24 protein-coding genes are annotated in these 24,422 nt (G+C 73.4%); 10 read left to right on the top strand and 14 right to left on the bottom strand.

Annotation, left to right across the window (positions count from 1 at the left end; all coding sequences use genetic code 11):
- Positions 1-6: 6 nt before the first annotated feature.
- The 3 genes from ACYVQV_RS08460 to ACYVQV_RS08450 form a co-directional block, all read right to left on the bottom strand.
- A complete protein-coding gene (locus ACYVQV_RS08460) occupies positions 7-1,332 on the bottom strand; it encodes a glycoside hydrolase family 6 protein (protein ID WP_461022843.1) in 1,326 nt (441 codons plus the stop codon).
- An 88-nt stretch (positions 1,333-1,420) separates the two neighbouring features.
- Positions 1,421-2,320, bottom strand: a complete 900-nt coding sequence (locus ACYVQV_RS08455) for a hypothetical protein (RefSeq protein WP_461022842.1) — start codon at positions 2,318-2,320, stop codon at positions 1,421-1,423.
- A 103-nt stretch (positions 2,321-2,423) separates the two neighbouring features.
- Positions 2,424-3,989 carry a methyl-accepting chemotaxis protein gene (locus ACYVQV_RS08450; protein ID WP_461022841.1) on the bottom strand — a complete coding sequence of 522 codons (1,566 nt, stop codon included), beginning with the start codon at positions 3,987-3,989 and terminating at the stop codon, positions 2,424-2,426.
- Positions 3,990-4,198: 209 nt separating this feature from the next.
- Here ACYVQV_RS08450 and ACYVQV_RS08445 point away from each other — a divergent pair, with 209 nt between their 5' ends.
- Both ACYVQV_RS08445 and ACYVQV_RS08440 read left to right on the top strand, forming a co-directional pair.
- Complete coding sequence (locus tag ACYVQV_RS08445) at positions 4,199-5,374, top strand: RtcB family protein (RefSeq protein ID WP_461022840.1); 1,176 nt, start codon at positions 4,199-4,201, stop codon at positions 5,372-5,374.
- A 53-nt stretch (positions 5,375-5,427) separates the two neighbouring features.
- Positions 5,428-6,129: an HAD family hydrolase gene (locus ACYVQV_RS08440; protein WP_461022839.1), complete on the top strand. Its 702-nt coding sequence runs from the start codon at positions 5,428-5,430 to the stop codon at positions 6,127-6,129.
- Positions 6,130-6,162: 33 nt separating this feature from the next.
- On the opposite strand, the gene ACYVQV_RS08435 is transcribed toward ACYVQV_RS08440, so the two are convergent.
- The 3 genes from ACYVQV_RS08435 to ACYVQV_RS08425 form a co-directional block, all read right to left on the bottom strand.
- A complete protein-coding gene (locus ACYVQV_RS08435; protein WP_461022838.1) occupies positions 6,163-7,071 on the bottom strand; it encodes a sulfite exporter TauE/SafE family protein in 909 nt (302 codons plus the stop codon).
- A 45-nt stretch (positions 7,072-7,116) separates the two neighbouring features.
- Positions 7,117-7,197 carry a putative leader peptide gene (locus tag ACYVQV_RS08430; RefSeq protein ID WP_461022911.1) on the bottom strand — a complete coding sequence of 27 codons (81 nt, stop codon included), beginning with the start codon at positions 7,195-7,197 and terminating at the stop codon, positions 7,117-7,119.
- Between the two features lie 67 nt (positions 7,198-7,264).
- Positions 7,265-7,723 carry an RrF2 family transcriptional regulator gene (locus tag ACYVQV_RS08425; RefSeq protein WP_461022837.1) on the bottom strand — a complete coding sequence of 153 codons (459 nt, stop codon included), beginning with the start codon at positions 7,721-7,723 and terminating at the stop codon, positions 7,265-7,267.
- 75 nt (positions 7,724-7,798) lie between these two features.
- On the opposite strand from ACYVQV_RS08425, the gene ACYVQV_RS08420 reads away from it, so the two are divergent.
- Together ACYVQV_RS08420 and ACYVQV_RS08415 are read left to right on the top strand one after the other, a co-directional pair.
- A complete protein-coding gene (locus ACYVQV_RS08420; protein ID WP_461022836.1) occupies positions 7,799-8,920 on the top strand; it encodes a winged helix DNA-binding domain-containing protein in 1,122 nt (373 codons plus the stop codon).
- Positions 8,921-8,937: 17 nt separating this feature from the next.
- Entirely contained in the window at positions 8,938-9,312 is a 375-nt protein-coding gene (locus tag ACYVQV_RS08415) for a VOC family protein (protein WP_461022835.1), read from the top strand.
- 234 nt (positions 9,313-9,546) lie between these two features.
- Here the strand turns inward: ACYVQV_RS08415 and ACYVQV_RS08410 are convergent, their stop codons facing one another.
- On the bottom strand, positions 9,547-9,936 hold the full coding sequence (locus tag ACYVQV_RS08410; RefSeq protein ID WP_461022834.1) for a heavy metal-responsive transcriptional regulator: 390 nt from the start codon (positions 9,934-9,936) through the stop codon (positions 9,547-9,549).
- A 97-nt stretch (positions 9,937-10,033) separates the two neighbouring features.
- On the opposite strand from ACYVQV_RS08410, the gene merA reads away from it, so the two are divergent.
- Complete coding sequence (gene merA, locus ACYVQV_RS08405; protein ID WP_461022910.1) at positions 10,034-11,425, top strand: mercury(II) reductase; 1,392 nt, start codon at positions 10,034-10,036, stop codon at positions 11,423-11,425.
- 4 nt (positions 11,426-11,429) lie between these two features.
- Here the strand turns inward: merA and ACYVQV_RS08400 are convergent, their stop codons facing one another.
- The 3 genes from ACYVQV_RS08400 to ACYVQV_RS08390 all read right to left on the bottom strand — a co-directional run bounded on the left by ACYVQV_RS08400 (position 11,430) and on the right by ACYVQV_RS08390 (position 15,442).
- Entirely contained in the window at positions 11,430-13,085 is a 1,656-nt protein-coding gene (locus tag ACYVQV_RS08400; protein WP_461022833.1) for a 3'-5' exonuclease, read from the bottom strand.
- Positions 13,082-14,581 carry a hypothetical protein gene (locus ACYVQV_RS08395; RefSeq protein WP_461022832.1) on the bottom strand — a complete coding sequence of 500 codons (1,500 nt, stop codon included), beginning with the start codon at positions 14,579-14,581 and terminating at the stop codon, positions 13,082-13,084. Before ACYVQV_RS08395 ends, ACYVQV_RS08400 begins: the two co-directional genes overlap by 4 nt.
- A gap of 657 nt (positions 14,582-15,238) precedes the next feature.
- Positions 15,239-15,442 (bottom strand): cold-shock protein, encoded by a 204-nt coding sequence (locus ACYVQV_RS08390; RefSeq protein WP_461022831.1) that lies wholly within the window; start codon positions 15,440-15,442, stop codon positions 15,239-15,241.
- Positions 15,443-15,787: 345 nt separating this feature from the next.
- Between ACYVQV_RS08390 and wrbA the strand changes: the two genes are divergently transcribed.
- Complete coding sequence (gene wrbA / locus ACYVQV_RS08385; RefSeq protein WP_461022830.1) at positions 15,788-16,396, top strand: NAD(P)H:quinone oxidoreductase; 609 nt, start codon at positions 15,788-15,790, stop codon at positions 16,394-16,396.
- A 53-nt stretch (positions 16,397-16,449) separates the two neighbouring features.
- Here the strand turns inward: wrbA and ACYVQV_RS08380 are convergent, their stop codons facing one another.
- Genes ACYVQV_RS08380 through ACYVQV_RS08370 form a run of 3 tightly spaced genes read right to left on the bottom strand, consistent with a single transcriptional unit; the run spans position 16,450 to position 19,364 of the window.
- Positions 16,450-17,829, bottom strand: a complete 1,380-nt coding sequence (locus ACYVQV_RS08380) for an ArgE/DapE family deacylase (protein ID WP_461022829.1) — start codon at positions 17,827-17,829, stop codon at positions 16,450-16,452.
- On the bottom strand, positions 17,826-18,314 hold the full coding sequence (locus ACYVQV_RS08375; protein ID WP_461022828.1) for a hypothetical protein: 489 nt from the start codon (positions 18,312-18,314) through the stop codon (positions 17,826-17,828). Before ACYVQV_RS08375 ends, ACYVQV_RS08380 begins: the two co-directional genes overlap by 4 nt.
- Before the next feature lie 9 nt (positions 18,315-18,323).
- Positions 18,324-19,364, bottom strand: coding sequence for a PHP domain-containing protein (locus ACYVQV_RS08370; protein ID WP_461022827.1), 1,041 nt, complete (start codon positions 19,362-19,364; stop codon positions 18,324-18,326).
- 296 nt (positions 19,365-19,660) lie between these two features.
- Between ACYVQV_RS08370 and ACYVQV_RS08365 the strand changes: the two genes are divergently transcribed.
- The 4 genes from ACYVQV_RS08365 (at position 19,661) to ACYVQV_RS08350 (ending at position 23,498) form a co-directional block, all read left to right on the top strand.
- Positions 19,661-21,367 (top strand): metallophosphoesterase family protein, encoded by a 1,707-nt coding sequence (locus ACYVQV_RS08365; RefSeq protein WP_461022826.1) that lies wholly within the window; start codon positions 19,661-19,663, stop codon positions 21,365-21,367.
- Between the two features lie 153 nt (positions 21,368-21,520).
- Positions 21,521-21,706, top strand: a complete 186-nt coding sequence (locus ACYVQV_RS08360; protein ID WP_461022825.1) for a hypothetical protein — start codon at positions 21,521-21,523, stop codon at positions 21,704-21,706.
- A gap of 167 nt (positions 21,707-21,873) precedes the next feature.
- Positions 21,874-22,497, top strand: coding sequence for a DUF47 domain-containing protein (locus ACYVQV_RS08355; protein WP_461022824.1), 624 nt, complete (start codon positions 21,874-21,876; stop codon positions 22,495-22,497).
- Between the two features lie 5 nt (positions 22,498-22,502).
- Positions 22,503-23,498 (top strand): inorganic phosphate transporter, encoded by a 996-nt coding sequence (locus ACYVQV_RS08350; protein WP_461022823.1) that lies wholly within the window; start codon positions 22,503-22,505, stop codon positions 23,496-23,498.
- 144 nt (positions 23,499-23,642) lie between these two features.
- On the opposite strand, the gene pstB is transcribed toward ACYVQV_RS08350, so the two are convergent.
- A complete protein-coding gene (gene pstB / locus ACYVQV_RS08345) occupies positions 23,643-24,422 on the bottom strand; it encodes a phosphate ABC transporter ATP-binding protein PstB (RefSeq protein WP_461022822.1) in 780 nt (259 codons plus the stop codon).

Below are 24,422 nucleotides of genomic sequence, written 5' to 3'. Positions count from 1 at the left end.
CCCCCCTCAGCCCGCGGCGGGCAGCAGCGGCGGGTCGGCCAGGCGCGCCAGCTCGACGGCCTGCTCGGGGAACCAGGCGCCTGCCGGCGGGTCGACCCGGCCCCACTCGGGGTCGACGACGGGCTCGCCCGGCAGCCCGCGGCCGCACTGGCCGTCCGACTCGCCGGGCACCTTGACCCACAGGTACGCGTCGAGCAGGGGGTTCGAGGTGTCCGTGGTGGGCCGTGGCCCGACGCCGCGACCGGGCGGGTTGCACCAGTCCTGCGGATCCGGGTAGGCGCCGGTCGGTGGCGTCCAGGGCCCCTGGCCGTTGCGGCTGGTGTCGATGACGAAGTGCGGCATGACCGCCGGGTCCCGGGTCAGGCCCGTCTGCGCGTACGCCTCGTCGTAGGCCGCGTCGGTCAGGTGCCAGGTCGAGAAGTCCGCCGGGTCCGCGGGGTGGTACTGGCTGGCGCACCAGGACCGGTCCCACCAGCTGGCCCGGTCCAGGTGGATGCACTGGGCGATCCACGTCCCGTACTTCTCCAGGTGCGCGGTCTCCCGGTAGTTGGACACGTTGACGAAGAACCCGTCGGCCCGATCGACGCCGGCCTTGATCAGCCGGTCCGCGGCGTCCCCGACGCCGAGCCAGGACGAGTGGGTCCCGTCCAGGTACACCCTCGTCCCGGGTCGCGCGGTGAGGGCGTCGACGGCGTAGGAGAGCATCGCGAACCGGTCCGCTGCGGCGGTCGCGGGGTCCGCCTCGGCCGGCTGGCACCACTCGAGCTCGCCGTTGATCGTCGTGTACCAGGGGATGATCCCCAGGCCGTCCGGTTCCAGCACCACGATCGCCTCACCGCCGCCGAGGCCGGCGGCGAAGCCGTCGACCCAGTCGCGGTACTCCTGCGGGGTCCTCGCCCCGCCGGCGGAGTACTGGGCGCAGTCGCGGAACGGCAGGTTGTACGCCACCAGCACCGGGACGGTGCCCCTGGTGCTGGCACGCTTCACGGTCGCCCGCACCTCGGCCTGCGTCCGCCGCGGGTCGGGGGACTCGATCCACACCGCGGTGGGCGTGCGCGTCATGGCCTCGACCCGGGCGGCGTCCTCGTGCCGGCCGGTGGCCCGCAGCCGCGCGAGGTGCTGGCGCGCGTCGGACGACGGTCCTGGCGCGTACAGCTCGACGTCATCGAGGCTGGCGGTGGCGGTGGCGTTACGCGGGGCCCCCGGCGTGGAGGCACCCGCCGGCGGGGGTGCGACGTGCGCCACGACCAGGGCGGCGCAGGCCACCGTCAGGGCGACGGCGACGCCGGGACGCCGTACCTCCGCGGGTCGGGGACGGGTGGTGAGGACCATGGCGACCTCCGCGTCGGAGAAATCGTGGGAGCGCTCCCGTGGGTAGTCACGACCGTGCCACCGACGACGGCGTCGCACAAGGGCCGGCTCAGGCGCCGACGACGTCCGGGACCGGCGCCGGCATCCGCGACGCGGGCAGTGCGGCGGCCGGGTCGTCGGGGAGCTCGAGCGGCGCGGACCGCCCACCGAAGACCTTCACCTCGACGGGGGCCTCCAGGCTCACGCCCTGCATCGCGTCGAGCTCGTCCCGCGGGACGGTGCCCCACAGCACGTCGCCCAACGCCATGGACGCCGCGACGAGCCTGCCGCCCCGGGTGATGGTGACGCTGACGGGCACTCGGGCGTGGGTGACGTCGACGCCGTTCTCCTCGATCATGGCGGTCGCCTGAGGGGGCAGTGCCAGCAGCGCGGACGAGCCGGGCAGTGCCAGCTCGTACGTCAGCTCGGGGCTCCACTCGTCACCGACGGCGAGCCAGGCGGGAGTGGTGGCACCCGCGAGGGCCTGCACCGCACCGGAGGGGACCTCGCCGGACTCCAGCCACTGTCCGACGGGCAGTCCCGTCATCTGCGGGATGCTCACCTCGTACCACGTCCCGGGCGGCTGCTCCCAGATCATCGGGGCGCGCAGGTACGCCTGGTCGCCGAGCAGCGCGAAGTGGAGGGTCAACGCGGTCCCGTCCGGCCAGACCGTCTGCGCGACCGTCATCGCGCGCTGCGCGACGTCGTAGCGGTACTCGACGAGGGCCTCGTCACCGACGCCGTCGACGAGGAAGCTGCGGCGCTCCTCCACCGAACCGGCACCCTCGGCGCGCAGGCGGTCCAGCGCCGCCCGAAGCACCCCGACGGGGTCGCCGGGCCCGTACCCCGGTCCGCTGTTGACAGGCGCCGCGCTGGGGGACGCGGTCGACATCGGGGACGACGCCGCGGCGCCACGCCCGCGCGAGGCGGGAGCGCAGCCGGACAGACCGAGGACGGACAGGGCTGACATCCCGAGCAGGGCACGACGGCGCACGAGTCGGGGACCCTACCGGGTGGGCCGGTCGTGTCGCGGGCGATGCCGATCAGGGGCAGTGGCAGGGTCAGCGGCGCGGTCAGTAGCGGAAGTGCCCCAGCAGCCGGCGCAGGTCGGCGGACAGGTCCGCCATCCCGCGCGCCGCGTCCTGCAGCTGGGTGACGCCCTCGCTGCTGGCCCTGGTGGCGGTGGCCAGACCGCCCACGGTGGCGGCGATGCCGTGGCTGCCCTGCGCCGCCTCGCCGACGTTGCGGCTCATCTCCGTGGTGGTGGCGGCCTGCTCCTCCACGGCCGCGGCGATCGTCGTCTGGTGCTGGCTGATGAGCTGGATGACCGCGACGACGCCCTCGATGGCCTCGGCGGCCTCGCGGCTGTCCGAGCGGATGGCCTCCAGGCGCCGGCTGATGTCCTCCGTCGCCTTCGCGGTGCCCTGGGCGAGCTCCTTGACCTCGTTGGCGACGACGGCGAAGCCCTTGCCGGCCTCCCCGGCGCGGGCGGCCTCGATGGTCGCGTTGAGCGCCAGCAGGTTGGTCTGCTCCGCGATGGTGGTGATGACCCGCATGACGTCACCGATGCCCGCGGTCGACTCGCCCAGCCGGCTGACGGTGGCGGTCGTCCCGGTGGCGGCCGCGACCGCCTGGTCGGCGACCGACACGGCCTCGGCGGCGCTGCGGGCGATCTCGTCGATCGCCGAGCCCATCTGCTCGGTGCCCGCGGCGAGCCGGGTGACGTGCTGGCTGACGTCCGCGGCGGACGCGCTCACGGCGCCGGCCTGCGCGGAGGCCTCCTCGGAGCTCGCCGCCACCGACTCGTTGACGTCCCGCAGCTGCGCGGCGGCGGCGTCCAGGGTGGCGGCGTTCTCGGCCACCGCGCCCAGCGTCGCGCCGATCCGCTCGGCGGCCTCGTCGACGGCGCGGCCGAGCTGGGCGATCTCGTCCGAGCCGTCCGTGCGCAGCCGGGTGGTGAGGTCACCGGCGGCCAGTGCGGACAGGGCCTCGACGGCACGGCGCAGCGGACGGCGCAGGCCGCGGACGAGCAGGACGGCCAGTCCGCCGGCCAGCAGGACCGTCAGGACGGCGACGGCCAGCCCGCGGGCGTCGGCGGCCCGGCGGGCACCCGAGAAGGCGGCGACCGCCTGCTCCTGCTCGGCGGCCACGGACTCGGCGTAGGCGGCGGCACCCCCCAGCGCGAGGCCGTAGGGCTCCTGCTCCTGCACGTTGACCACGTTCGCGGCGGTCGGCAGGTCCCCGCTGCGGACGAGGTCGACGACCTCGTCGTCCATGGCCTGGAACTGCTCGAACCCGGCCGCGACGTCGTCGAGCGCCGCGCGCTGCTCCGGTGAGGCGGGCATGCCCTCCAGCTCGGCGAGGACGTCGGTCACCCGGCCACGGGCACCCTCGAAGGCGTCCCGCACACCCGGGTCGCCCTCGATCACGTACGCGGTCTGCAACCCGTACATGTCGGAGAACCGGAACTGCAGCGTGGTGATGGCGACGGCCTTGGGGTCGACCACCTCGACGATGTGGCGGGCCTGCTCGTCGAGCGCACTGCGGACCCGGTAGGCGTCCACGGCCGAGGCGACGAGCATGAGGAGGACCACGCCGAAGGCGGCGTAGGTCCGGTGGGCCAGGGACAGTCGGTGCATCGGGTGCCCTTCTCGATGACGCGAGGTACGTCGACGGGAACCCATCGGCCGGTCGGGCGACGACCTGAGCAGGCGTCGGGGGCACGTCTCTGTGGAAACTCGGGTGCCCCGACGCCGTCCGGCTGGCACGGTGGTGCGCTCCCGCCGGGTCGCAGGCGCCGCGACCGGGCGGGAGCCTTGTGAGAGAACCCTTCGAGACGGAGAGAACCGTGAAGCAGCTCGGCCGCAAGCTCGTGTCCTGGGCGTCGATCCTCGAACCGACGACCGAGGCGCAGGCGCGTGCGGCGTCCACCATGCCCTTCCTCTACCCGCACCTGGCCCTGATGCCCGACGCCCACCTGGGCAAGGGCGCGACCGTCGGGTCGGTCATCCCGACGGAGCGGGCGATCATGCCGGCGGCCGTCGGTGTCGACATCGGCTGCGGCATGGACGCCGTCCTGACGCCGTTCACCCGTGGCGACCTGGTCGGGTCCGGTCCGCTGGGTGACCTGAGGACGGCGATCGAGCGGGCCGTCCCGTTGTCGGCGGGCTCGTACAACGCCGCCGTCACGGACGACCGGACGCGGGAGCGGGTCGAGCAGCTGGAGAAGGCGGCCGAGGCCGCGCGGTTCGACCCCGACCAGTACGCGGGTACGTGGCGGCGCCAGCTCGGCTCGCTGGGGTCGGGCAATCACTTCATCGAGGTGACCGCGGACGAGCAGGACCGGGTCTGGCTGTTCCTGCACTCCGGGTCCCGGGGCGTCGGCAACAAGATCGCGATGCACCACATCAAGGTCGCCCAGCGGATCGCGCAGAAGTGGCACATCGCGCTGCCGGACCGGGACCTGGCGTACCTCGTCGAGGACTCCGAGGAGTTCTGGGCGTACGTGCGGCAGATGCGGTGGGCGCAGGAGTTCGCGCGGCTGAACCGGGCCGAGATGATGGACCGGGTGGCCGACTGCGTGGGCGAGCACACCGGCACGCCGGTGGAGCGGCTGCAGGAGATCTCCTGCCACCACAACTACACGGAGCAGGAGGAGCACTTCGGCCGGACGGTGTGGCTGTCCCGCAAGGGCGCGATCGACGCGTCCGAGGGTCGCTGGGGCCTGATCCCCGGGTCGATGGGCGACGCGTCGTACGTCGTGGTGGGCAAGGGCAACCGGATGTCGCTGAACAGCGCCCCGCACGGCGCGGGCCGGGCGTACTCGCGGGCCGCCGCGCGGCGGACGTTCACGATGGACGACCTGGCCGAGCGGATGGCCGGCATCGAGTGGTCCGGCTCGACGGAGTTCCTCGACGAGCACCCGTCGGCGTACAAGCCGATCGACCAGGTGATGGCCGACGCCGCGGACCTCGTCGAGGTCCGGCACACCCTGCGTCAGGTCGTCAACGTCAAGGGCGACTGACCCGCACGTGGCCCTCGGGTTCGTCCCGGGGGCCACGTGCCAGGGTGGACCACGTGACCGAGCCGACGCCCTTCCCCGAGCCGGCGCCCGTGGAGGGCGTCCTCTTCGACTTCCACTCCACCCTGGTCGACCAGGGGGACGGTGCCGCCTGGCTGCGCCTGGCGTGGCAGCACGCCGGTCGTGACGGCGAGCCGGCCGCGGCCCTCGGGGCGGGGACGGCCGCCGAGCTCGCCGGGTACGTCGACCGCATCTGGGAGCACGCCCGCGAGGTCGACCCGCACAGCCGGCGCGACCTCGGCCCGGCCGAGCACCGCGGGGTGTTCGACACCCTCGTCGGCGCCGTGGAGGCGATCGACGCCGACCTCGCGCACTCCCTGTACGAGGTCATGCTCGAGACGTGGATCCCGTACGACGACGCCGTGCCGGTGCTGCAGGCCCTGCGGGACAAGGGGATCCGCACCGCCCTGGTGTCGAACATCGGTACGGACGTGCGCGCCGTCCTGGACCGCGCGGGCCTCGGCACGCTCCTGGACGCCGTCGTCCTGTCCTACGAGGTGGGGACCGTCAAGCCGCAGCCCGACATCTTCCGTCGCGCCCTGGAGCTGCTCGACGTCGCACCCGAGCGGGCGCTGATGGTCGGCGACAGCTGGAAGGACGACGCGGGGGCGGCTGCCCTCGGGATCCGGACGCTGATCCTGCCGCGCACCTCGGGCGCCAGCCACGGCCTCGACCAGGTGCTGCGGCTCGTCGGCTGACGCGTTCCGCGCCGAGGGCACGCCGACCCTGGGTCAGGCGGCCACCGGCTCGGGTGCCGGTGCACGCTCGTCGAGCCGGGTGTCCCGGCGGTGGCAGCGCACGCTGTGCGCCACGGCCGCCACCCAGACCGCCACGAGCAGGCCGTACGTGCCGTACGCGACGGCGTCGCCGGCGTCCACCCAGTCGCTGCGCAGCAGCGTGCGGGAGTTCGTCACGACGATGACGCCGCCGACGAGCGACCCGAGGACGCGTGGCGGCAGGAGCCGCACGAGCCAGGCGGCGATCGGTGCCGCGACGACCCCTCCGAGCAGCAGCGCCAGCACCCAGGTGAGGTCGATCCCGGCGGTGCCCAGGGCGAGCAGGAACCCACCGCTGGCCGCTAGGGCGACGACGAACTCGCTCGTGTCGACCGAGCCGATGACCTTGCGCGGCTCCAGCCGGCCGCTGGCCAGCAGCGCGGGGGTGCCCACCGGACCCCACCCGCCGCCTCCGGTCGCGTCGAGGAAGCCCGCGAGCAGCCCGACCGGGGACAGGAAGCGACGTCGCAGCGGCAAGTGGGTCCTCCCGGTCGGCAGGCCGCGCAGCGTGAAGCGGGCCAGCACGTACGAGCCGAGGGACAGCAGGATGACGGCCATCAGCGGCGCGGCGACGTCGGTCGACAGCGACGACAGGAAGGTCGCCCCCGCGAACGCGCCGACGGCACCGGGCAGGGCGACGCGGCGGACGACGCGCCAGTCCACGTTGCCGAACCGGGCGTGCGAGACGCCCGAGGCGAGCGTCGTGCCGATCTCCGCCAGGTGGATGGTGGCCGACGCCGCGGCCGGGTTGGTGCCGACGGCCAGCAGCAGCGTCGTGGACGTGACGCCGTAGGCCATGCCCAGGCTGCCGTCGACGAGCTGGGCGCCGAGACCGACGAGGGCGAGGAGGACGAGCCTGCGCACGGGGGCTCCTTCAGGTGGGGTGACGGGTGGGTTCCGGGTCGGCCGTCACCGACACAGCGCGCTGGCGACCCGCAGCAGGTCGACCGCGCGCCGGCTCACCAGCCGCTCGGGGCTCCCGTCGTCCACCACGAGGGCAACAATCCCGATAGGTCCAGTGGGATTTCAACTCGCGACCGCATCGTGGACGGCGGTCTCACGGGTTGTCCCACGCCGCGGCGTCCTGGGACAGCCGCAGCACGTCCTCCGGCAGCCGGCCGGAGGCCAGGTCCGCCAGCGTCACCGTCTCCAGCACCGCGCGGACGTTGGCCCGCACGGCGACCCACAGCGGCAGCAGCGGCTCGGCGGAGCCGGTGTAGGCCAGCTCCGGCGGCCGCGCCCCGCGCACGGACATCAGCGGCCCGTCCACGGCGCGGACGACGTCGGCGACCGACACCCGCGCGGCGTCGTGCGCGAGGTGGTAACCACCGTTGAGGCCCCGCACGCTGCGCACCAGGCCGGCCCGGCGCAGGTCCCCGAGGATCGTCTCCAGGAACTTGCGGGGGATCTCCTGCGCCCGGGCGAGCGCGTCGGCGCTGGTCGCGGCCCCCGGCTCCGCGCTGGCCAGCTCGATCGCCGCGCGCACGGCGTAGTCCGCCTTCGCCGAGATCCGCATCGGGCCATTCTCGCCGGTCGACGACGCGCACGCGGACCGGGAGGCGCTGTCGGCGCGACGGCCTAGCGTGCGGCCGTGCCCGCCCGTCGCGACCCCGTCGCCGTCCTGACCGCGGCCCAGCTGAACCGTGCCACCCTCGACCGGCAGCTGCTGCTGCGGCGACGGCGCCTCGGCGTCGCGCAGGCCCTGACCCGTCTCGTCGGGCTGCAGGCGCAGGCCACCGACCCGCCCTTCCTGGGGCTGCTGGCCCGGCTCGACGACTACCACCCCGAGCAGCTGTCGCGCGCCCTGCTGCGGCGCCGCGCGGTGCGCACGACGCTGCTGCGCGGCACCGTCCGCGTCGTGACCACGGACGACGCGCTGTGGCTGCGCCCGACCGTCCAGCCCGTCCTCGACCGCGGGTTCCGGGCGAACGCGCTCTCGGCCCAGCTGGACGGCGTCGCGGTCGCCGACGTCGCCGCGCACGCCGCCCGGCTGCTCGACGCCCGGGTGCTCACGACCGCGCAGCTCAGGGAGGAGCTGGGACGCGCCTTCGCGCGCCCACCCGCCGCGCTGGCCCACGCCGCGTGGGCGATGGTCCCGACGGCGCGGGTGGGCCCGAGGAACCTCTGGCGGGGCACGGGGCAGGTCCAGCACACGGGCCTCGAGTCGTGGGTGGGGCGACCGCTGGTCGGCGGTGACCACCGCGACGAGCTCGTGCTGAGGTACCTGCGCGGGTACGGGCCGGCGACCGTCGCCGACATGCAGAAGTGGAGCGGTCTGCAGGGTCTGCGGGACGTCGTGGACCGCCTCGGTGAGCGGCTGGTCCCGCTGACCGACGAGCGGGGCCGGCATCTCTGGGACGTCGCGGGTGCCCGCCGGCCACCGGCACGCACGCAGGCGCCGGTCCGGCTGCTGCCGGACTTCGACGACGTCCTCATCGGCTTCGACGACCGCACCAGGGTGATCTCGCCCGAGGCCCTCGGGGAGGTGTTCACCGTCAACGGGATCGTCCGTCCCACCGTGCTCGTCGACGGGCGGGTCGCCGGTACGTGGTCCGTCGAGCGCGACGGCGTGCGGGCCCGGCTCGTGGTGTCGCCGTTCGACCCGCTGCCGCCGTCGGTGACCGAGGGGCTGCGGGGCGAGGCGACGCGCGTCCTCGCCGTCCGCGAACCCGACGCCGACCGGTGCGAGGTCACCGTGGGCTGTCAGCGGTGACCGGCAGGATCGCCACCATGACCTCCTCCGCGTCCCCCAGGCACCACACCATCGACTACGTCGAGCTCACGGTCACCGACCTGCAGGAGGCGAAGCGGTTCTACGCCGAGGCCTTCGGCTGGCGCTTCACCGACTACGGGCCCGGGTACGCCGGGATCACCGACCCCCGCGACGAGTCGCCACCCGAGGTCGGCGGCCTCGCCCTCGGTGACGAGACGCGGCCGGGCGGCCCGCTCGTGCTGCTCTACTCCGACGACCTGGACGAGTCCGTGGACGCGGTGACCCGGGCGGGCGGCCGGGTGGTCGACGGCCCGTACGCCTTCCCCGGCGGCCGCAGGTTCCACTTCGCCGACCCGAGTGGCAACGAGCTCGGCGTCTGGGCGCAGGCGTAGCCCCCGCGGGACGACGAAGGCCCCCCGCCAGTGGCCCTGTTCGGCTTTTAGTGTGGGTTCACGGGGTGCAAATGGCGCACGCTGAGCGCGCCCTGGTTCGTAGAGCCGGGGCGCGCTTCGTCATGAGCGGCGCCACCCTCGGGCACCGGTAGCGTCGCAGCCCGGGTCGGCTTCCCTGCTCAGGCGGGGCGTGTCGGCGTGTCGGCCCAGGGCCGCTCCGCTGGCTTCGTTCTCCTACAGGTAGCGGCAGACGTCCTCGGGCCGGCAGGTGTCGGGGTCGGCTTCGTTGGCGTTGTCACGCAGCTGTGCGACCGTCTCTCGGAGCGCTTGCAGCTCGGCGATTCGCCGGTCGAGGTCGGCGAGTCTGGAGCTGAGCAGCCGGTTCACGTGCCGGCACGGGGTGGTTCCCCCGTCGCGCAGCTCGATGACGTCGCGAATCTGGGCCAGTGTCAGGCCGGCGGCACGGCCGCGGCGGATGAAGTCGAGCCGGTCCACGGCCTCGGCAGTGAACTGGCGGTAGCCGTTCGCGGTGCGTTCGGCAGGGGTGAGCAGGCCGGCGTCCTCGTAGAACCGCAACGTCTTCGGGCTGGTGCCGGTGGCCTTGGCGAGTTCGCCGATGCGCATGGCGGTCTCCTGCTGTGTCGGCTTGACCTTCCAGCACGGTGGAAGGTTGATGCTGGTTCCAGTCAAGCACCCCAGGCAGAGTGGAAGGGAAGCACCCATGGCGCAGGACTACCAGGTCGACTTGGCCGTCATCGGTTCCGGCGGTGCGGCGATGGCCGCGGGCATCGCCGCCAGGCAGGCAGGGGCGAGCGTGGTGCTGGTCGAGTCCGGAGTGCTGGGCGGCACGTGCGTGAACGTGGGCTGCGTTCCGTCGAAGATGCTGCTGGCTGCGGCCGGTGCCCGGCACGCGGCGCTTACGAACCCGTTCGGCGGGTCGCCGACCAGCGCCGACGGCGTGGACCTCGCTGCACTGGTGGCGCAGAAGTCCGAACTTGTCCGGTCGCTGCGGCAGCACAAGTACGCCGACGTTGCTGCTGCTTGGGGGTTCCCGGTCCGGGCGGGTCAGGCCAGGTTCGTGGACCAGGACACCTTGGACGTGGACGGCAAGCTGCTCAGAGCGCGTGCCTACGTCATCGCCACGGGCGCCGAGCCTCACACCGGAGGCATCGCGGGCATCGACGCGGTGGAGTACCTGACCTCGACCACCGCGATGGAGCTCACCGAGGTCCCCGAGTCGTTGGTGGTCATCGGCGGTGGATACGTCGGCCTGGAGCAGGCCCAGTTGTTCGCGCATCTCGGCTCCCGGGTCACGGTCGTCGGCCGGTTGGCGCCACAGGCCGAGCCGGAGCTGCGCGAGGTGATGCGCGGGGTCTTCGCCGGCGACGGCGTCACGGTCATCGAAGAGCACGCCACCAGCGTGACGACCGGCAGCGGCGGGCTGGTCACCGTGACCACCAAATCGGGCGGGGAGGCGACCGGGCACCGGCTGCTGGTGGCGACCGGACGCCGCCCGGGCACCGCCGCGCTCGACCTTGCCACCGCCGGGGTGGAGACCGACGCCCGTGGCTTCATCACCATCGACGCGCACCAGCGCACGAGCAACCCGAAGGTGTACGCGGCCGGGGATGTTGCCGGCACGCCGCAGTACGTGTACGTCGCCGCGGCGGCCGGGCGGGTCGCGGCCACCAACGCCCTGGCCGGCGACGACACCCCGGCCGCCTCGGTGGACTACACCGGCATGCCGGCGGTCATGTTCACCCGCCCGCAGTTAGCGTCCGCGGGACTGACCGAATCGCAGGCGCTGGCCCGGGGGCACGCCTGCGCCTGCCGTGTCCTGAGCCTCTCGGACGTGCCGCGGGCGCTGGTCAACCACGACACCCGCGGTGCGGTGAAACTGGTCGCGGACGTTGGGACCGGCAAGGTCCTCGGGGTGCACGCGGTCGCCGACGGCGCCGGCGAGATGATGCTCGCCGCTATCTACGCCATCAAGGCCGGGATGACCGTCGGCGACCTCGCCGACACCTGGGCGCCGTACCTGACGATGGCCGAGAGCCTGCGCATCGCGGCGGGCTTGTTCCGCGACGAGATGCCCACGTCCTGCTGTGCCTGATGCGTCAGCGGGGCAGGTAGGGGTTGTGGTTGACCCTGCCGGCGGGACGTGCCAGGCGCGGGTGGGTGATGGTGCGTGGCGCCCGGTTGCGCGCTGCCTGCACTGCCGCCTGTTCGTGCCATGTCATCCACAGCGCCAGCTCGTCGTAGGCGGGGTCAGTGGAGCGGGCGGTGAGCACCTTCTGGGCCGTGGCCCTTGCTTCAGTCAGGCTGCGGTTCTCGGCGAGGGACTGGCAGGCGAGTCGAGCTAGACGCGGTTCGAGCAGGTGAAGGTTTTTGGCCATGGTGGTGGCCAGGTAGTCGTTGCCGGCCAGGACGCGGTCGTGCTCCTCAGCGAAGGTGTAGACCATCCAGGCCATGTAGGCGGCCTCGCGAGGGTGGGTGGACGACCACCTGTGGATGCGCCGGTCGGGACGGTTGCCGAAGAGCCGGTCCTTGATGGCCGTCATCGTCAGCGTTCCGCGTTCGCCGAGGACCGCGACCCGGGTCACCGCCTGGTAGAGCGTGTCCCGGGGACAGCCGTGGCCCTCCCGGCAGTCCGGGCAGCAGCGGCTGCCGTTGGACGGGTCGCACGGTGGGGTTGTCTCGACGCGGGGTCGGGTCTTGGCCCACCACCGCAGCGCGCGGCTGTGAGTGAGTGCCGGCTTGGCTGCGGGCGGGTCAGCGCCGGGGGCGGCTGCGGTGATGAGGGCGGCGACGGCGCCGAGCAGGGTGCCTGCGCCACCGGGTTCGGTGACGGCAGGAAGCATCGCGACCAGCGGGTCGAACAGCTGCGCACCGTTCTCGGTGGCGGCCAGCGTGGCCTCGATGCGCAGGTCGGGGCAGCGCAGCTGGGCGCAGTCGGCTGCCATCTTCAGCCATGCCGCGAGTTCAGCGTCGCTGCCGGCGTGGGTGAGCGGTGAGCCGTGCCGGACCAGGTGCTCGAGGGGAACCACCGGAGACTGACGCCGGCCACGGATGTAGCCGGGCAGCCGCGGGGCGTGGGTGGTGCCGCGGGCGTGGTCGGCGAGCAGGGCGTCAAGGCTGTCGTAGGTGAACGCCCCGGCCGCGTGCACCAGCAGCCTGATTAGGGCGTCTGCGGTGGCGCGGGCGTCGCCGCGGGCGTGGTGAGCCGCCGCGTTCCTGACGCCGACGAGTTGGCACAGGGTGGTCAGGCTGACCACGTTGCGGTTGCCCAGTTCGGGGTAGCGCAGCAGCCGCGGCAGGGTGCTGGTGTCGATGATGGGCAGTTCCGGCAGGTCCGCGAGCCCCACCGCCGGACTGGGGTGCGCGTCGGCGGTGTCGGCTTCGTCGAGCCTTTCGAGTTCGCGGCGCAGCACACGGATGTCGCTGCCGGTGTGGCAGACCAGCACCGCGTCCGGCACGTTGAGGGCGGCCATGATGGCGGGGGCGTGGTGGTTGAACCGGCGTTTGCGCGCGACCGCTTCGGTGGTGAAGCCGTGGACCGCGGTCGAGCGAGGGTCGATGGGGACACCCGGGTTCATCTCCCGGTACAGCTCGCCGTCGCGCACGCGCTTGCCGCGCACGATACGGGTGATGGCGATGGAGATGAGGCGGTCCCCGTCGCCGTCAGGGTCGGGCGTGTACTCGGTGTCCAGGACCAGAAAGGTGCGGGCGGTCAGCCGCTGGAACAGGTCGAAGCCAGCATCGGTAAGCGTCATGACCGCCTCCTCAGCCGCTGCTCGGCCAGCGCTGCGACCAGCAGTGGGTTGAGCAGGGAGGAGTAGACCGGGGCGGGTTCGCTCGCGGCGCGCGGTGGGGGTTGCGCGTCCGCCAGCGTCCGTGGTGCCGGCGCCCAGCCGCCGGCGGCCTCGTTGTCCTCGCGGAGCAGGCGCGCAACTTCGTCCAGGTCGGTGAAGGCGCCCTGGGCTCGAGCCACGGCAAGGTCGAGAAGGAAGTTCGTGCGGGCCAGGTTGCGATACAGCTGTTTGCGGTTGTCCAAGAAGGGCTCCAGCGCGTGCCGGATACGGTTCTCCACCGCGGCGTTGGAGGCGGGTAGGTGCGGGTGCTTGGTCAGGATGGGTAGCGCCTTGGCGACGCGTGGCTCGTAGAGACGGCGCTGCTCCAGGAGGCTGGTCACCGGCGCGGGCAGTGCGGCGACCGTGTCGACCAGGTCGTCCCACCACGTCGACCAATCGGCGGGGTTGAGGTTGAGCAGGTCGTCGCGGTCGAGCATGTCGAGGTGCCTGGCCACAGGCTCGGCGAGCACGGTCCGACCTTCGACCTTCGTGGTGGCACCGGGCAGCTTCTTCAGCACTGCCCGGATGTTGCGCTGAATGTGGAACAGGCTCGGGACGAGCCCGACCGCGTCGGGGCCGTAGTGGCTGCTCACGGCGTTGGAAATGGCGCCCGCGTTGTCAGCCACGATGAAGTCCGGTCGGACCCCGAGTTCGTCGAGGACCAGCCGCCACGCCTGCTCGTTAGCGCGTGGGTAGGCGCGGGCCAGTCGCAGGCGGTACTCGCGGCCGGGGAAGCTCATCGGGTCCGGGGCCGGGTGCCAGCGGACTTCGACGGCGACCAGCAGGCTCCACTGCAGCCGCTCCAGCCTGCGCTCCCGGCCGCGGCGGCGGGACAAGATGACCGGCTGCTCGTCCAGCAGCCACGTCACCGGCGTGGCCAACGCGGCATCAGGTGACAACCCGAGCTTCTCGTCGTTCGCGGCGCGCTGCCGCTGGTCTCGCTCCCGCATCTGCTGCTCGACGCCGCGCCACAGCAGCGGCGCGTACTGCTCCACCAAGTTCGCGGCCAGGTGCCAGGCGCTCTTCCCCTGCTTAGCGGTGTACGACTCAGGGCTCCCGGCCGCCTGCCCGTTCAGAAGTACCGCTTCTCCCTGGTGCTCCAGCAGATGCCGGCTGGCTCGGTCACGGTGCTTACGCATCATCAGCGATACCGATGCGTAGCTGGCGCCCATCGACAGGTCGTTGAGCGCCCTGGCGTACAGCGTCAGCGTCCACGGGGTGTGACGGGCGCCGGTGAGGGTGCCGCGGTGCGGGGAGAGCAACTCATCACACGTGGCGCAGCTGTCGGCGCCGACAGCGACCACCTCGCGGGTCAGCGGCGGCGTGAACGTGTGCGCGGCACTCGGGTCGTCGAGCGGGATGCAGCGGTAGCGCTGCCGCTTACGGTGTCCCTTGCCGTAGACGCCGTGTCGGGTCACCCTCGAGCGTTTGTGCTCCGGACAGGGCGGTGGCCGGTCGAGCGAGGTGAGCTGACTGCCAGCGGCGGCAGCGGCGAGGACCTAGAAGTCATGCCGGGTGCCATCGGGCCGGATGCACCTGTAACGCTGCCAAGTGCCGGCCTTGCTCTTCCGTGTGCCGCGGGCGTGGATGCGAGCGTCGGCGTGACGCGGGTCCGGGCACCGCACTCGCGTCGGCGCCGGCGGCTCGACCGGCTGCGGGACGGGCAGGGTGAAGAAGTGCTTGCCGCCGTCGTCCGGCACGCACTCGAGCCGCTGGCGCGTGCCTGCGGCCGAGGTGCGCAACCCGCGGCGGCGTACCCGGCTTCCCACGTGGGACGGGTTCGGGCATGCGGGTGGTGCTTCGCTGTTGGTCAGGTGCCCTCCCGGCGAGGCGAGTTCACCGCATAGCGTGCCCTCCGGGTCATCGACGGCATTGCCAGACATCCCAGCGGCGGCGATGCGGTCAGCCATCGACAACCCCCCCCGACACACGCACGGCCCTCCCGGGCGCTCGACCAGAGGTCAAGCGTACCGGGAGGGCCGAAGGGTGTGCCCCCAAACCAACACTAAAAGCCGAACAGGGCCAGTGGCGGGGGGCCTTCGTGCTCGTCACCCGCGAGCGGGTGACGAGTGGTCTCAGACCGCGCGGACGTTCTCCGCCTGCGGGCCCTTCGGGCCCTGCGTGATGTCGAACTCCACGCGCTGGTTCTCCTCCAGCGAGCGGTAGCCGTCGGACTGGATGGCGGAGAAGTGGACGAACACGTCGTCCCCGCCGCCGTCCTGGGCGATGAAGCCGTAGCCCTTGTCGGCGTTGAACCACTTGACGGTGCCCTGAGTCATCTGGTGCTCCTCGGATCTGGGGCGAAACGGGCCGGCGGGTTGCCTGGCCCGGGCTGCCGAGGTCGCCTCCTGCGATCCAGAGCCTGGATGCACGAAACGCCCGTCGGAATCACACTCCGCGGGCGTTCTCCAACGTGCCACAAACTGCAATCTCAACCGCCGGGAACACTAGCACGGGGTACGGAGCCGGTGAACCAGCGCCGGTGAACCAGCGACGCCCGCCGGGCTGGCGGCCAGCCGCGGCCCTCACCGGCGCGGTTCGGGATGCGACCGCCGGAGCCAGCCCGCAGGCTCGAGTCGTCGCCGTCCCCCACCCCACCCCGTCCCCACCCCAGGAGGAACCCCGTGACCCGGATCGCCGTCGTCTTCTACAGCTCGTCCGGCACCAACCACGCGATGGCCGAGGCCCTCGCCGAGGGGGCTCGTGCCGAGGGGGCCGAGGTGCGCGTGCGCCGGGTCCCCGAGACGGCCCCACGCGAGGCCGTCGAGGGCAACGACGCGTGGCGGCGGTGGGTGGACGAGGTGGCGCCGTCCGTGCCGGAGGCGTCGCTGGACGACCTGGAGTGGGCCGACGGCCTGGCCTTCGGCACGCCCACGCGCTACGGCAACGTCGCCTCCCAGTTCCAGTCCTTCGTCGACACCACCGGGGGGCTGTGGGCCAGTGGCGCCCTCGCCGACAAGGTGGCGACGGCGTTCACCAGCGCCCAGAACCCGCACGGCGGCCTGGAGGCGACCCTGCTCTCCCTGTACACGACGATGTTCCACTGGGGGTGCGTCGTGGTCACCCCCGGCTACACCGACGACGCCGTCTACGCCGCCGGCGGCAACCCGTACGGCACCTCGCACGCCACCGGTCAGGAGGGCGCGCCGCCGTCCGAGGAGGTCCTCGCCGCCGCCCGCTACCAGGGCGGGCGGCTCGCGCGCACGACCGCGCGCCTGCACCCCCGCGACTGACGGAGCGCACGTCTGACGGACCCCGCGACTGACGGGGCCAGCCGGGCGCCGGGTCAGCCGCAGAGCGAGCGGACCGTCTCCACGAGCACCCGGGCGGTCTGCTCGACCTCGGCCACGGGCACCGACTCGTTGGGGGAGTGCGCCGAGCGCAGCGACCCGGGACCGTAGTGCACGACGGACGTCCCGGCGGCGCGCAGCAACCGCAGGTCGCTGCCCGAGGGCAGCCCGCGCACGGCGGGCCCCCAGTCGCCGGTCACCCGCTGGTGGGCCCGGGTGACGGCGTCCACGAGCGGGTCGTCCACCGGCGTCCGGCCGCTGGCGAACTGACCGCCCGTGAACTCCACCGTCGCCGGGTGCCGACTCAACCAGGCGTCCGCGCGGCACGCGGCCGCGACGGCGTCCACCAGGGCCCGCCGCGCGTCGTCGACGGTCTCGTCGAGCGCCACGCCCAGGCGCCCCTCGGCCACGAGCAGGTCCGGGACGGTGGAGGCCCAGTCGCCGGCGTGCAGCGTCCCGAGCGAGATCGCGTACGGCGTGTCCAGGTGATGCATCAGCGGGTCCGGGTCCGCGTTGCGGCGGCTCTCCAGCTCGTGCAGCGCACGCCACACCGGCCAGAACGCCTCGACGGCGCTCACGCCCTCACGCCGGCTGCTGCCGTGCGCGGCCTTGCCCGGCACGGTCAGGCGGAAGGTCAGCGCCCCGGCGCACGCGGGGACCAGCTCGCAGGACGTCGGCTCCGGGATGACCGCGACGTCCCCCCGGTGCCCCCGGCGCAGCGTCGCGAACGTGCCCAGGCCGCCGTCCTCCTCGCCGACGACGCACTGCACCTGGATCCGCCCGCGGCGTGGCAGGCCCTCCGAGCGCAGCGTCTCCACCGCGGCGAGCACGGCGACCAGCCCGGCCTTCATGTCGCACGCGCCGCGGCCGAAGACCGCGTCGCGCCCGTCGGCGTCCTCTCCGCGGTGCGGGGTGAACGCGGGCCGGTCCCACAGCAGCGGGTCGCCGGGCGGGACGACGTCCACGTGCGCGTTGAGCACCACGGTCGGGCCGTCGCCGGCGTCCCCGGCCGCCGGGGTCAGCTCGCCGACGAGGCCCCAGGCCTCCGAGCGGTCCGCCTCCCACCCCGGGAAGCCCGGGTCCCTGGTCAGCACGTCCAGGTCGAGCTGCCACAGGTCGACGGCGAAGCCCGCCTGCTGCAGCCGGTCCGCCAGCAGGTGCTGCAGCGCCGTCTCGCTGGCGGAACCCGTCACGCTCGGGACGGCCACCAGCGAGGCCAGGTCCTCGGCCAGCCGGTCCCGGTCGGCGAGGGCGTCCGGTGCGGCGACCTGATCGCGCTCGCCGCGGCCGTGCCCGATCCCCGGGACCGGCGGTGGTGCCGGGCTGCCGCCGTCGACGTGACGACGGGCCGGGGGCAGGTCGAACCACTCGCTCACGGGAGGGCCTCGTGGTGGCGCCGCCCGTGCGTGCGTCGCTGCTCCTTCATCCTCGCCTCGTGCAGGTGCCGGCGGCCCCCGGCGAGCGCGTCCCGCAGGTCGCGCTCGAGGTCGCGGAAGGGCTGCCAGTACGTGTCGTCGAAGTCCTCGACGAGCTGGAACGTCCACCGGCCCTCGACCACGTTGCGGCCCACCAGCTCGGTCTGCACCCGGTCCGCCCACTCGCCGTGCCCCGCCTCGCGCAGCCGCTCGACCGCGTCGCCGAGGGTGAGGTCGGCCCCGCCGACCAGCTGGTGCAGGTCGTACAGGGCGCCCCGGGCCCGCTCCACCGTCTCCAGGGCCTCGGAGACCAGGCCGAGCGCCTCGACGGTCGCGTCGTCGACGCCGTCCGGGACGCGGTGCGCCTCGTCGGGCCCTTCGTGCCGGTGGGGGCCGTCGTGCCGGTCGGGGCCCGGCGCCTGCTCCGGGGTGCGCTGGTCTGCCATGAGCCGAGGCTAGGGCCGGTGCGCGTGGTCCGCCGTCCAGGCGAGCAGGTCCTCCACCGGCCAGGCGTTCACCACCCGCTCCGGGGGGACGCCGCAGGCCTCGGCGCGCACGCAGCCGTACGGCTGCCAGTCGAGCTGGCCGGGCGCGTGCGCGTCGGTGTCGACGCTGAACAGGCAGCCCACCTCGACGGCCAGCGCCAGCAGGTCGTCCGGCGGGTCCTGGCGCTCCGGCCGGCAGTTCACCTCGACCGCGACCCCGTGCTCGGCGCACGCCTCGAACACGGCGCGGGCGTCGAACTCGCTCGGGGGCCGCGTCCCGCGGTCCCCGGTGACCAGGCGACCCGTGCAGTGGCCGAGGACGTCGGTGTGCGGGTCGCGCACGGCCGCCAGCATCCGCCGGGTCATCGCCGCGCGCTCCATCCTCAGCTTGGAGTGCACCGAGGCGACGACGACGTCCAGCCGCCCCAGCAGTTCGTCGGACTGGTCGAGGGACCCGTCCTCCAGCACGTCCACCTCGATCCCCGACAGCAGCCGGAAGTCGCCGAGGCGGGCGTCGAGGTCGGCGACGACCTCGAGCTGGCGGCGCAGCCGCACCCCGGACAGGCCGTTGGCGACCCGCAGGCGCGGTGAGTGGTCGGTCAGGGCGACGTACTCGTGGCCGAGCTCGAGGGCCGTCACGGCCATCTCCTCGATCGGCGAGCCGCCGTCGCTCCAGTCCGAGTGCGTGTGCAGGTCGCCGCGCAGGGCGGCGCGCAGGTCCTGGCCGCCGTCGACGAGCGGACCGGCCTGGTCCTCGAGCTCGGCGAGGGTCGCCGGGGTGCGGCCGCGGGCGACGTCGGCGACGACGGCCGCGGTCTTCGGGCCCACCCCCGGCAGGTCCGTGAGGGTGCGGGTGCGCAGCCGGTGGGCCAGCTCGTCGGCGGTCGTCCCGGCGACGGCGAGCGCCGCCGTCCGGTACGCCTTGACCCGGTACGTGGAGGCCCGGGAGCGCTCCAGGAGGAAGGCGATCCGCCGCAGCGCGGCGACGGCCTCCTCGGGTCCACTCGGCACGCCCGTGCTCCCTCCTGCGACGGTCCGACGCGTGGCCGTGAACCCGGCCGAACGCGTTGCCCCATTCGCATTGACACCGGTTCGTGTCTGCCGGATCGTCAAACTACTGCGCTCCCGCACCGGGCGCGCGGTCCCCGGTCCCGGCGTCCGGGCGCGGACTCCCCCCTTCCGCGTCCGGGCGTCGGCTCGTCCGGACGGTCCGCCGGCGAACCGTCCCGCCCGCCGTCCCGCGCGTCGCCCCGCCGGGTCCTCGGGTCGCGGGGCGGGAGCGCGGGCGGGGCGGCACAATCGACGCGATGGACGACGCGACGCGGGACCCCAGCCCCGGCGCCCTCGAGAGGGTCCGCCGCGTCCTGCGCACGGAGGTCAGGGTCGACGGTCGTCGGCTCGGCCGCTGGCTGCTGGTGGTCGTCGTCGCGGTCCTGGGGGCGGGCGCCGGCTGGAGCCTGGCCCCGCAGACCACCACGCGGGTCGGGCCGCTGACGGTCGCCGTGGACGTCGTCCCCACCCTCGAACCGGGCGTGCACGTCGAGCTGCCGCCGGTAGGGCGGGTGCAGTTCGCCACGCACGACGCTCCGGTCGCGGTGACCGGGACGGTCACCGGCGTGGACCTCGAGCAGGCGCAGCAGCTCATCGCCTCGCCGCAGGGCCTGCTGGCCCTGCAGCTGTCCGCTCCGCAGGTCGTGCGCGACGCCGCGGTGCGGGCGATCGCCTGGGAGGTGGGCTGCGCGCTCCTGGGTGCCGCCGTGGCCGGCGCGGTGGCGTACCGCGGCGTGCGCCGGGCCCTGCAGACGACGGCCGTGGCCACCGTCGGCGTCCTCGCGCTCGGCGCCGGAGCCGTGGCCACGTTCGACGGCGCGGCCCTGCGCGAACCCCGGTTCACCGGCCTGCTCTCGCGCGCCCCCTACATCGCGGGCGAGGGGCGCGAGGTCGCCGCCCGGCTGGAGTCCTACCGCAGCGGCCTGGCGGACTTCGTCGGGGCGGTCACCACCCTGTACGCCGTGGCCGACCGGCTGCCGGCGCCCCGCTCGCCGGGCGACACGACGACGGTGCTGCACATCTCGGACATCCACCTCAGCCCGCTGGGGTTCGACCTCGCCGAGCAGCTGGTCGAGCAGTTCGCGGTCGACGTGGTGGTGGACACGGGCGACATCACCACCTGGGGCACGGCCGTCGAGTCGAGCACCCTGTCCCGGATCAGCGACCTGGGCGTGCCGTACGTCTTCGTGCGCGGCAACCACGACTCCCTCGGCACGCAGGCCGCGGTGGCGCAGCAGCCCGGGGCGGTCGTCCTGGACGGGGACGTGGTGGAGGTCGAGGGCCTGACGTTCGCGGGGATCGGGGACCCGGTGTTCACCCCCGACGGCGAGGAGGGGACGGGCGACGACGCCGACCGCGACCTCATCGGCGAGGCGACGGAGGAGCTCGCCGAGGTCGTCGCCGAGCACGAGGCGCGGGACGACGGCCGGGGGGTGGACGTCGCGCTGCTGCACGACCCGAGCCGGCTCGACGCGCTGTTCGGGCAGGTGCCGCTGGTCCTGGCGGGCCACTACCACCGGCGGGTCGTGCGCGTCGACGAGTCCGGCACCCGGGTGATGGTGCAGGGGTCCACCGGCGGGGCCGGTCTGACGGCGGCGGGCCTGCAGCGGCTGGGCGAGGGCGAGCCGCTGCCGCTGACGGCGACGTTGCTCTACTTCGCCGACGAGGGCGAGCGCGCCGGGCGGCTCGTGGCGTTCGACCAGGTGACCGTCGGGGGTCTGGGGCTGCAGTCCGTGACGGTCGAGCGGACCACGGTCACGCAGGACGAGCCGCTGACCCCTCCCGAGGACGGCACCGAGGACCGCACCGGGGACGGCCCCGAGAGCGGCCCCCAGACCGGCACCGGGGGCGAGGTGGGTGCCGGCGACGAGGCGGCCGAGCCGCGGGGGACCACCGGGACGGCGTCACCGCGGCCCACCCCGACGACGGGCCGGACCGGTCCGACGTCGGGGCCGTCACCCTGACCGTTTCGCCGCGGCATGTGACGCCTGTCACCTATGCTGTGACGAGCGCGCGGGACCGTGCCGGCGGGCGCACCGGATTCTTCGCTTCGGGGGGTCCGGCGACGCGCCGACGCGTAGCGTTGTGGAGTCAGGACCCAGCTCCGGAGGTGGCTCGTGAACGGCGCCGTACCCCGTCGTCACTGGGCTGAGGACGACGCGCTCGCCGACGAGATCGAGCTGTACGGCGAGCTGGTCGTCGCCGCGTCCGAGAGCGAGGACCAGCTCTCCCTCCCGCAGATCGACCGCGTGCTCGGTGTGGACGCCGCAGCCGGCGACCAGGCCCACGTCGGGGAGCGCTGACGGGCGTCGGGATCGGGCGTGACCGCCACGGCGTCACCGCTGGTGACCCCGTGAACGGCGGGTGACCACCGGGCGGCCGGTGGGTTGCGAGCCTCTGCCGGGACTGCCCTACTCTGATGCCGCCATCTCGGCTCCTCCGGAGCCGACGTCTCGCTCCGGAGTGCTCCGTGCGTCTGCGCCTGACCCCCCAGGACTCGTCCTTCTTCGACCTCTTCGCCGCCCAGGCCAGGCACCTCGTCGTCGGGGCCGGGCTGCTGGCCGAGCTGCTCGGCCACGAGCGCGGCACCGAGCGCGAGGGCATCGCCCAGAAGCTGCGTGCCGTCGAGCACGACTGCGACGAGGCGACGCACGACATCATGCGGCGGCTCAACTCCACGTTCGTCACGCCGTTCGACCGTGAGGACATCTACGCCCTGGCCAGCGGCCTGGACGACTGCATGGACCACATGGAGGCCGCCGGGGACCTCATCGTGCTGTACAGGCTCGATGGCGTCCCCGCGCTGGTCTCCGACCAGGTCGAGGTGCTCCAGCGGGCCGCCGAGCTGACCGCCGCGGCGATGCCCCGGCTGCGTTCCATGAAGGACCTCGCCGACTACTGGGTCGAGGTCAACCGGCTCGAGAACCAGGCCGACCGCACCTACCGGCGCCTCGTGGCCGAGATGTTCGACGGCATCACCGACGCGATCCTGCTGATGAAGCTCAAGGAGGTCGTGGACGAGCTCGAGGCGGCCGCCGACGCGTTCGAGAAGGTCGCGAACCACGTCGAGACCATCGCGGTCAAGGAGTCCTGACCTCCGTGGAGCTCGCGCTCGTCGTCCTGGTCGTCGCCGTCGCGCTGACCTTCGACTACACCAACGGCTTCCACGACGCCGCGAACGCCATCGCGACGTCGGTGTCCACCCGGGCGCTGACCCCGCGGGTCGCGCTCGCGATGGCCGCCGTGTTCAACCTCATCGGGGCACTGCTGGGCGAGGGGGTCGCCCGCACCATCGGCAGCGGGATCATCGTCCCGCCGGGAGGCACCCACGGCCTCGTCGTGGTGTTCGCCGGCCTCATCGGTGCCATCGCCTGGAACCTCATCACCTGGTGGTTCGGGCTGCCGTCGTCGTCCTCGCACGCGCTGATCGGCGGGCTGATGGGTGCCGGCGTCGCGTCCGCGACGCAGGTCCAGTGGGGCGTGATCGGGACGAAGGTCGTCATCCCGATGATCGTGTCGCCGCTGGTGGGCTTCACCCTCGCCTACCTGCTCATGGTCGCCATCCTGTGGCGGTTCCGTAACTCCCAGCCGAGCCGGACGAACCGCCGGTTCCGGATGGCGCAGACCGTCTCGGCCGCGGCGATGGCTCTCGGGCACGGGCTGCAGGACGCCCAGAAGACGATGGGCGTGATCGTGCTGGCCCTCGTCGCCGGCGGGTACCACGCCGGTGACTCCATCCCGCTGTGGGTGAAGATCTCGGCCGCCGTCGCGATCAGCCTCGGCACGTACGCCGGCGGCTGGCGGATCATGCGGACCCTCGGCCGGCGCGTGATCGAGCTCGACCCGCCGCGCGGGTTCGCGGCCGAGACCGTCGCGGCCGGCGTCCTCTACACCACGGCGTTCGTCTTCAAGGCGCCGATCAGCACGACCCACACGATCACCTCGGCGATCATGGGCGTCGGTGCCACCCGGCGCCTGTCCGCCGTCCGCTGGGGCGTGGCGGGCAACATCCTCGGCGCGTGGGTGCTGACGATCCCGATGGCCGGTCTGATGGCCGGTGGGACCTACCTCCTGGCGCACCTGCTCCTGGAGTGACCGCCGCACCCCCTCGACCGCAGGTTGGTGGAAAGGTGCGGTCCGAAGGCGCCGCCGGGGCGCACGTTGGTGGAAAGGTGCGGTCCCCGGGCCGGTGGTGACCGCAGGTTGGTGGAAAGGTGCGGTCCCCGGGCCGGTGGCCGGTCAGCCGAAGCGGCCGGAGATGTAGTCCTCGGTGGCCTTCTGCGCGGGGGTCGAGAAGATCGTCGCCGTGTCGCCCATCTCGATCAGCTTGCCCGGCTTGCCGGTGCCCTCGATGGTGAAGAACCCCGTGTAGTCGCTGACGCGGGCCGCCTGCTGCATGTTGTGGGTGACGATCACGATCGTGTACTCGGTCTTCAGCTCCTCGATCAGGTCCTCGATCGCGAGGGTCGAGATCGGGTCCAGGGCCGAGCACGGCTCGTCCATGAGCAGGACCTGCGGGCGGACGGCGATCGCGCGGGCGATGCACAGCCGCTGCTGCTGGCCGCCGGACAGGCCGGAGCCCGGCTTGTCGAGACGGTCCTTGACCTCGTTCCACAGGTTCGCGCCGCGCAGGGAGCGCTCCACCAGGTCGTCCAGGTCCGAGCGCTTCATCCGCTTGCTGTTCAGGCGCAGCCCCGCGGCGACGTTCTCGTAGATCGACATGGTCGGGAACGGGTTGGGTCGCTGGAAGACCATCCCGATCCGGGTCCGCACGTCGACCGGGTCGACCCCGGGGGCGTAGAGGTCCTGGCCGTCCATCGCGACCTTGCCCTCGACCCGCGCCCCGGGGATGACCTCGTGCATGCGGTTGAGCGACCGCAGGAACGTGGACTTGCCGCAGCCGGACGGCCCGATCAGCGCGGTCACGCTGCGGGGCTCGATGGTCATCGACACCTTCTCCACGGCCAGGAACGAGCCGTAGTAGATGTCGAGGTCGGAGACGTCGATGCGCTTGGCCAC

The organism is Thalassiella azotivora (assembly GCF_054781695.1).
This window is presented reverse-complemented; position numbering and strand designations above follow the sequence as displayed.

Excerpts from the sequence above, each read along its gene's own strand:
- ACYVQV_RS08460 (WP_461022843.1), bottom strand. The coding sequence starts at position 1,332 with ATGGTCCTCACCACCCGTCCCCGACCCGCGGAGGTACGGCGTCCCGGC.
- ACYVQV_RS08455 (WP_461022842.1), bottom strand. The coding sequence starts at position 2,320 with ATGTCAGCCCTGTCCGTCCTCGGTCTGTCCGGCTGCGCTCCCGCCTCG.
- ACYVQV_RS08450 (WP_461022841.1), bottom strand. The coding sequence starts at position 3,989 with ATGCACCGACTGTCCCTGGCCCACCGGACCTACGCCGCCTTCGGCGTG.
- ACYVQV_RS08425 (WP_461022837.1), bottom strand. The coding sequence starts at position 7,723 with ATGCGGATCTCGGCGAAGGCGGACTACGCCGTGCGCGCGGCGATCGAG.
- ACYVQV_RS08415 (WP_461022835.1), top strand. The coding sequence starts at position 8,938 with ATGACCTCCTCCGCGTCCCCCAGGCACCACACCATCGACTACGTCGAG.
- ACYVQV_RS08410 (WP_461022834.1), bottom strand. The coding sequence starts at position 9,936 with ATGCGCATCGGCGAACTCGCCAAGGCCACCGGCACCAGCCCGAAGACG.
- merA (WP_461022910.1), top strand. The coding sequence starts at position 10,034 with ATGGCGCAGGACTACCAGGTCGACTTGGCCGTCATCGGTTCCGGCGGT.
- ACYVQV_RS08400 (WP_461022833.1), bottom strand. The coding sequence starts at position 13,085 with ATGACGCTTACCGATGCTGGCTTCGACCTGTTCCAGCGGCTGACCGCC.
- ACYVQV_RS08390 (WP_461022831.1), bottom strand. The coding sequence starts at position 15,442 with ATGACTCAGGGCACCGTCAAGTGGTTCAACGCCGACAAGGGCTACGGC.
- ACYVQV_RS08375 (WP_461022828.1), bottom strand. The coding sequence starts at position 18,314 with ATGGCAGACCAGCGCACCCCGGAGCAGGCGCCGGGCCCCGACCGGCAC.
- ACYVQV_RS08365 (WP_461022826.1), top strand. The coding sequence starts at position 19,661 with ATGGACGACGCGACGCGGGACCCCAGCCCCGGCGCCCTCGAGAGGGTC.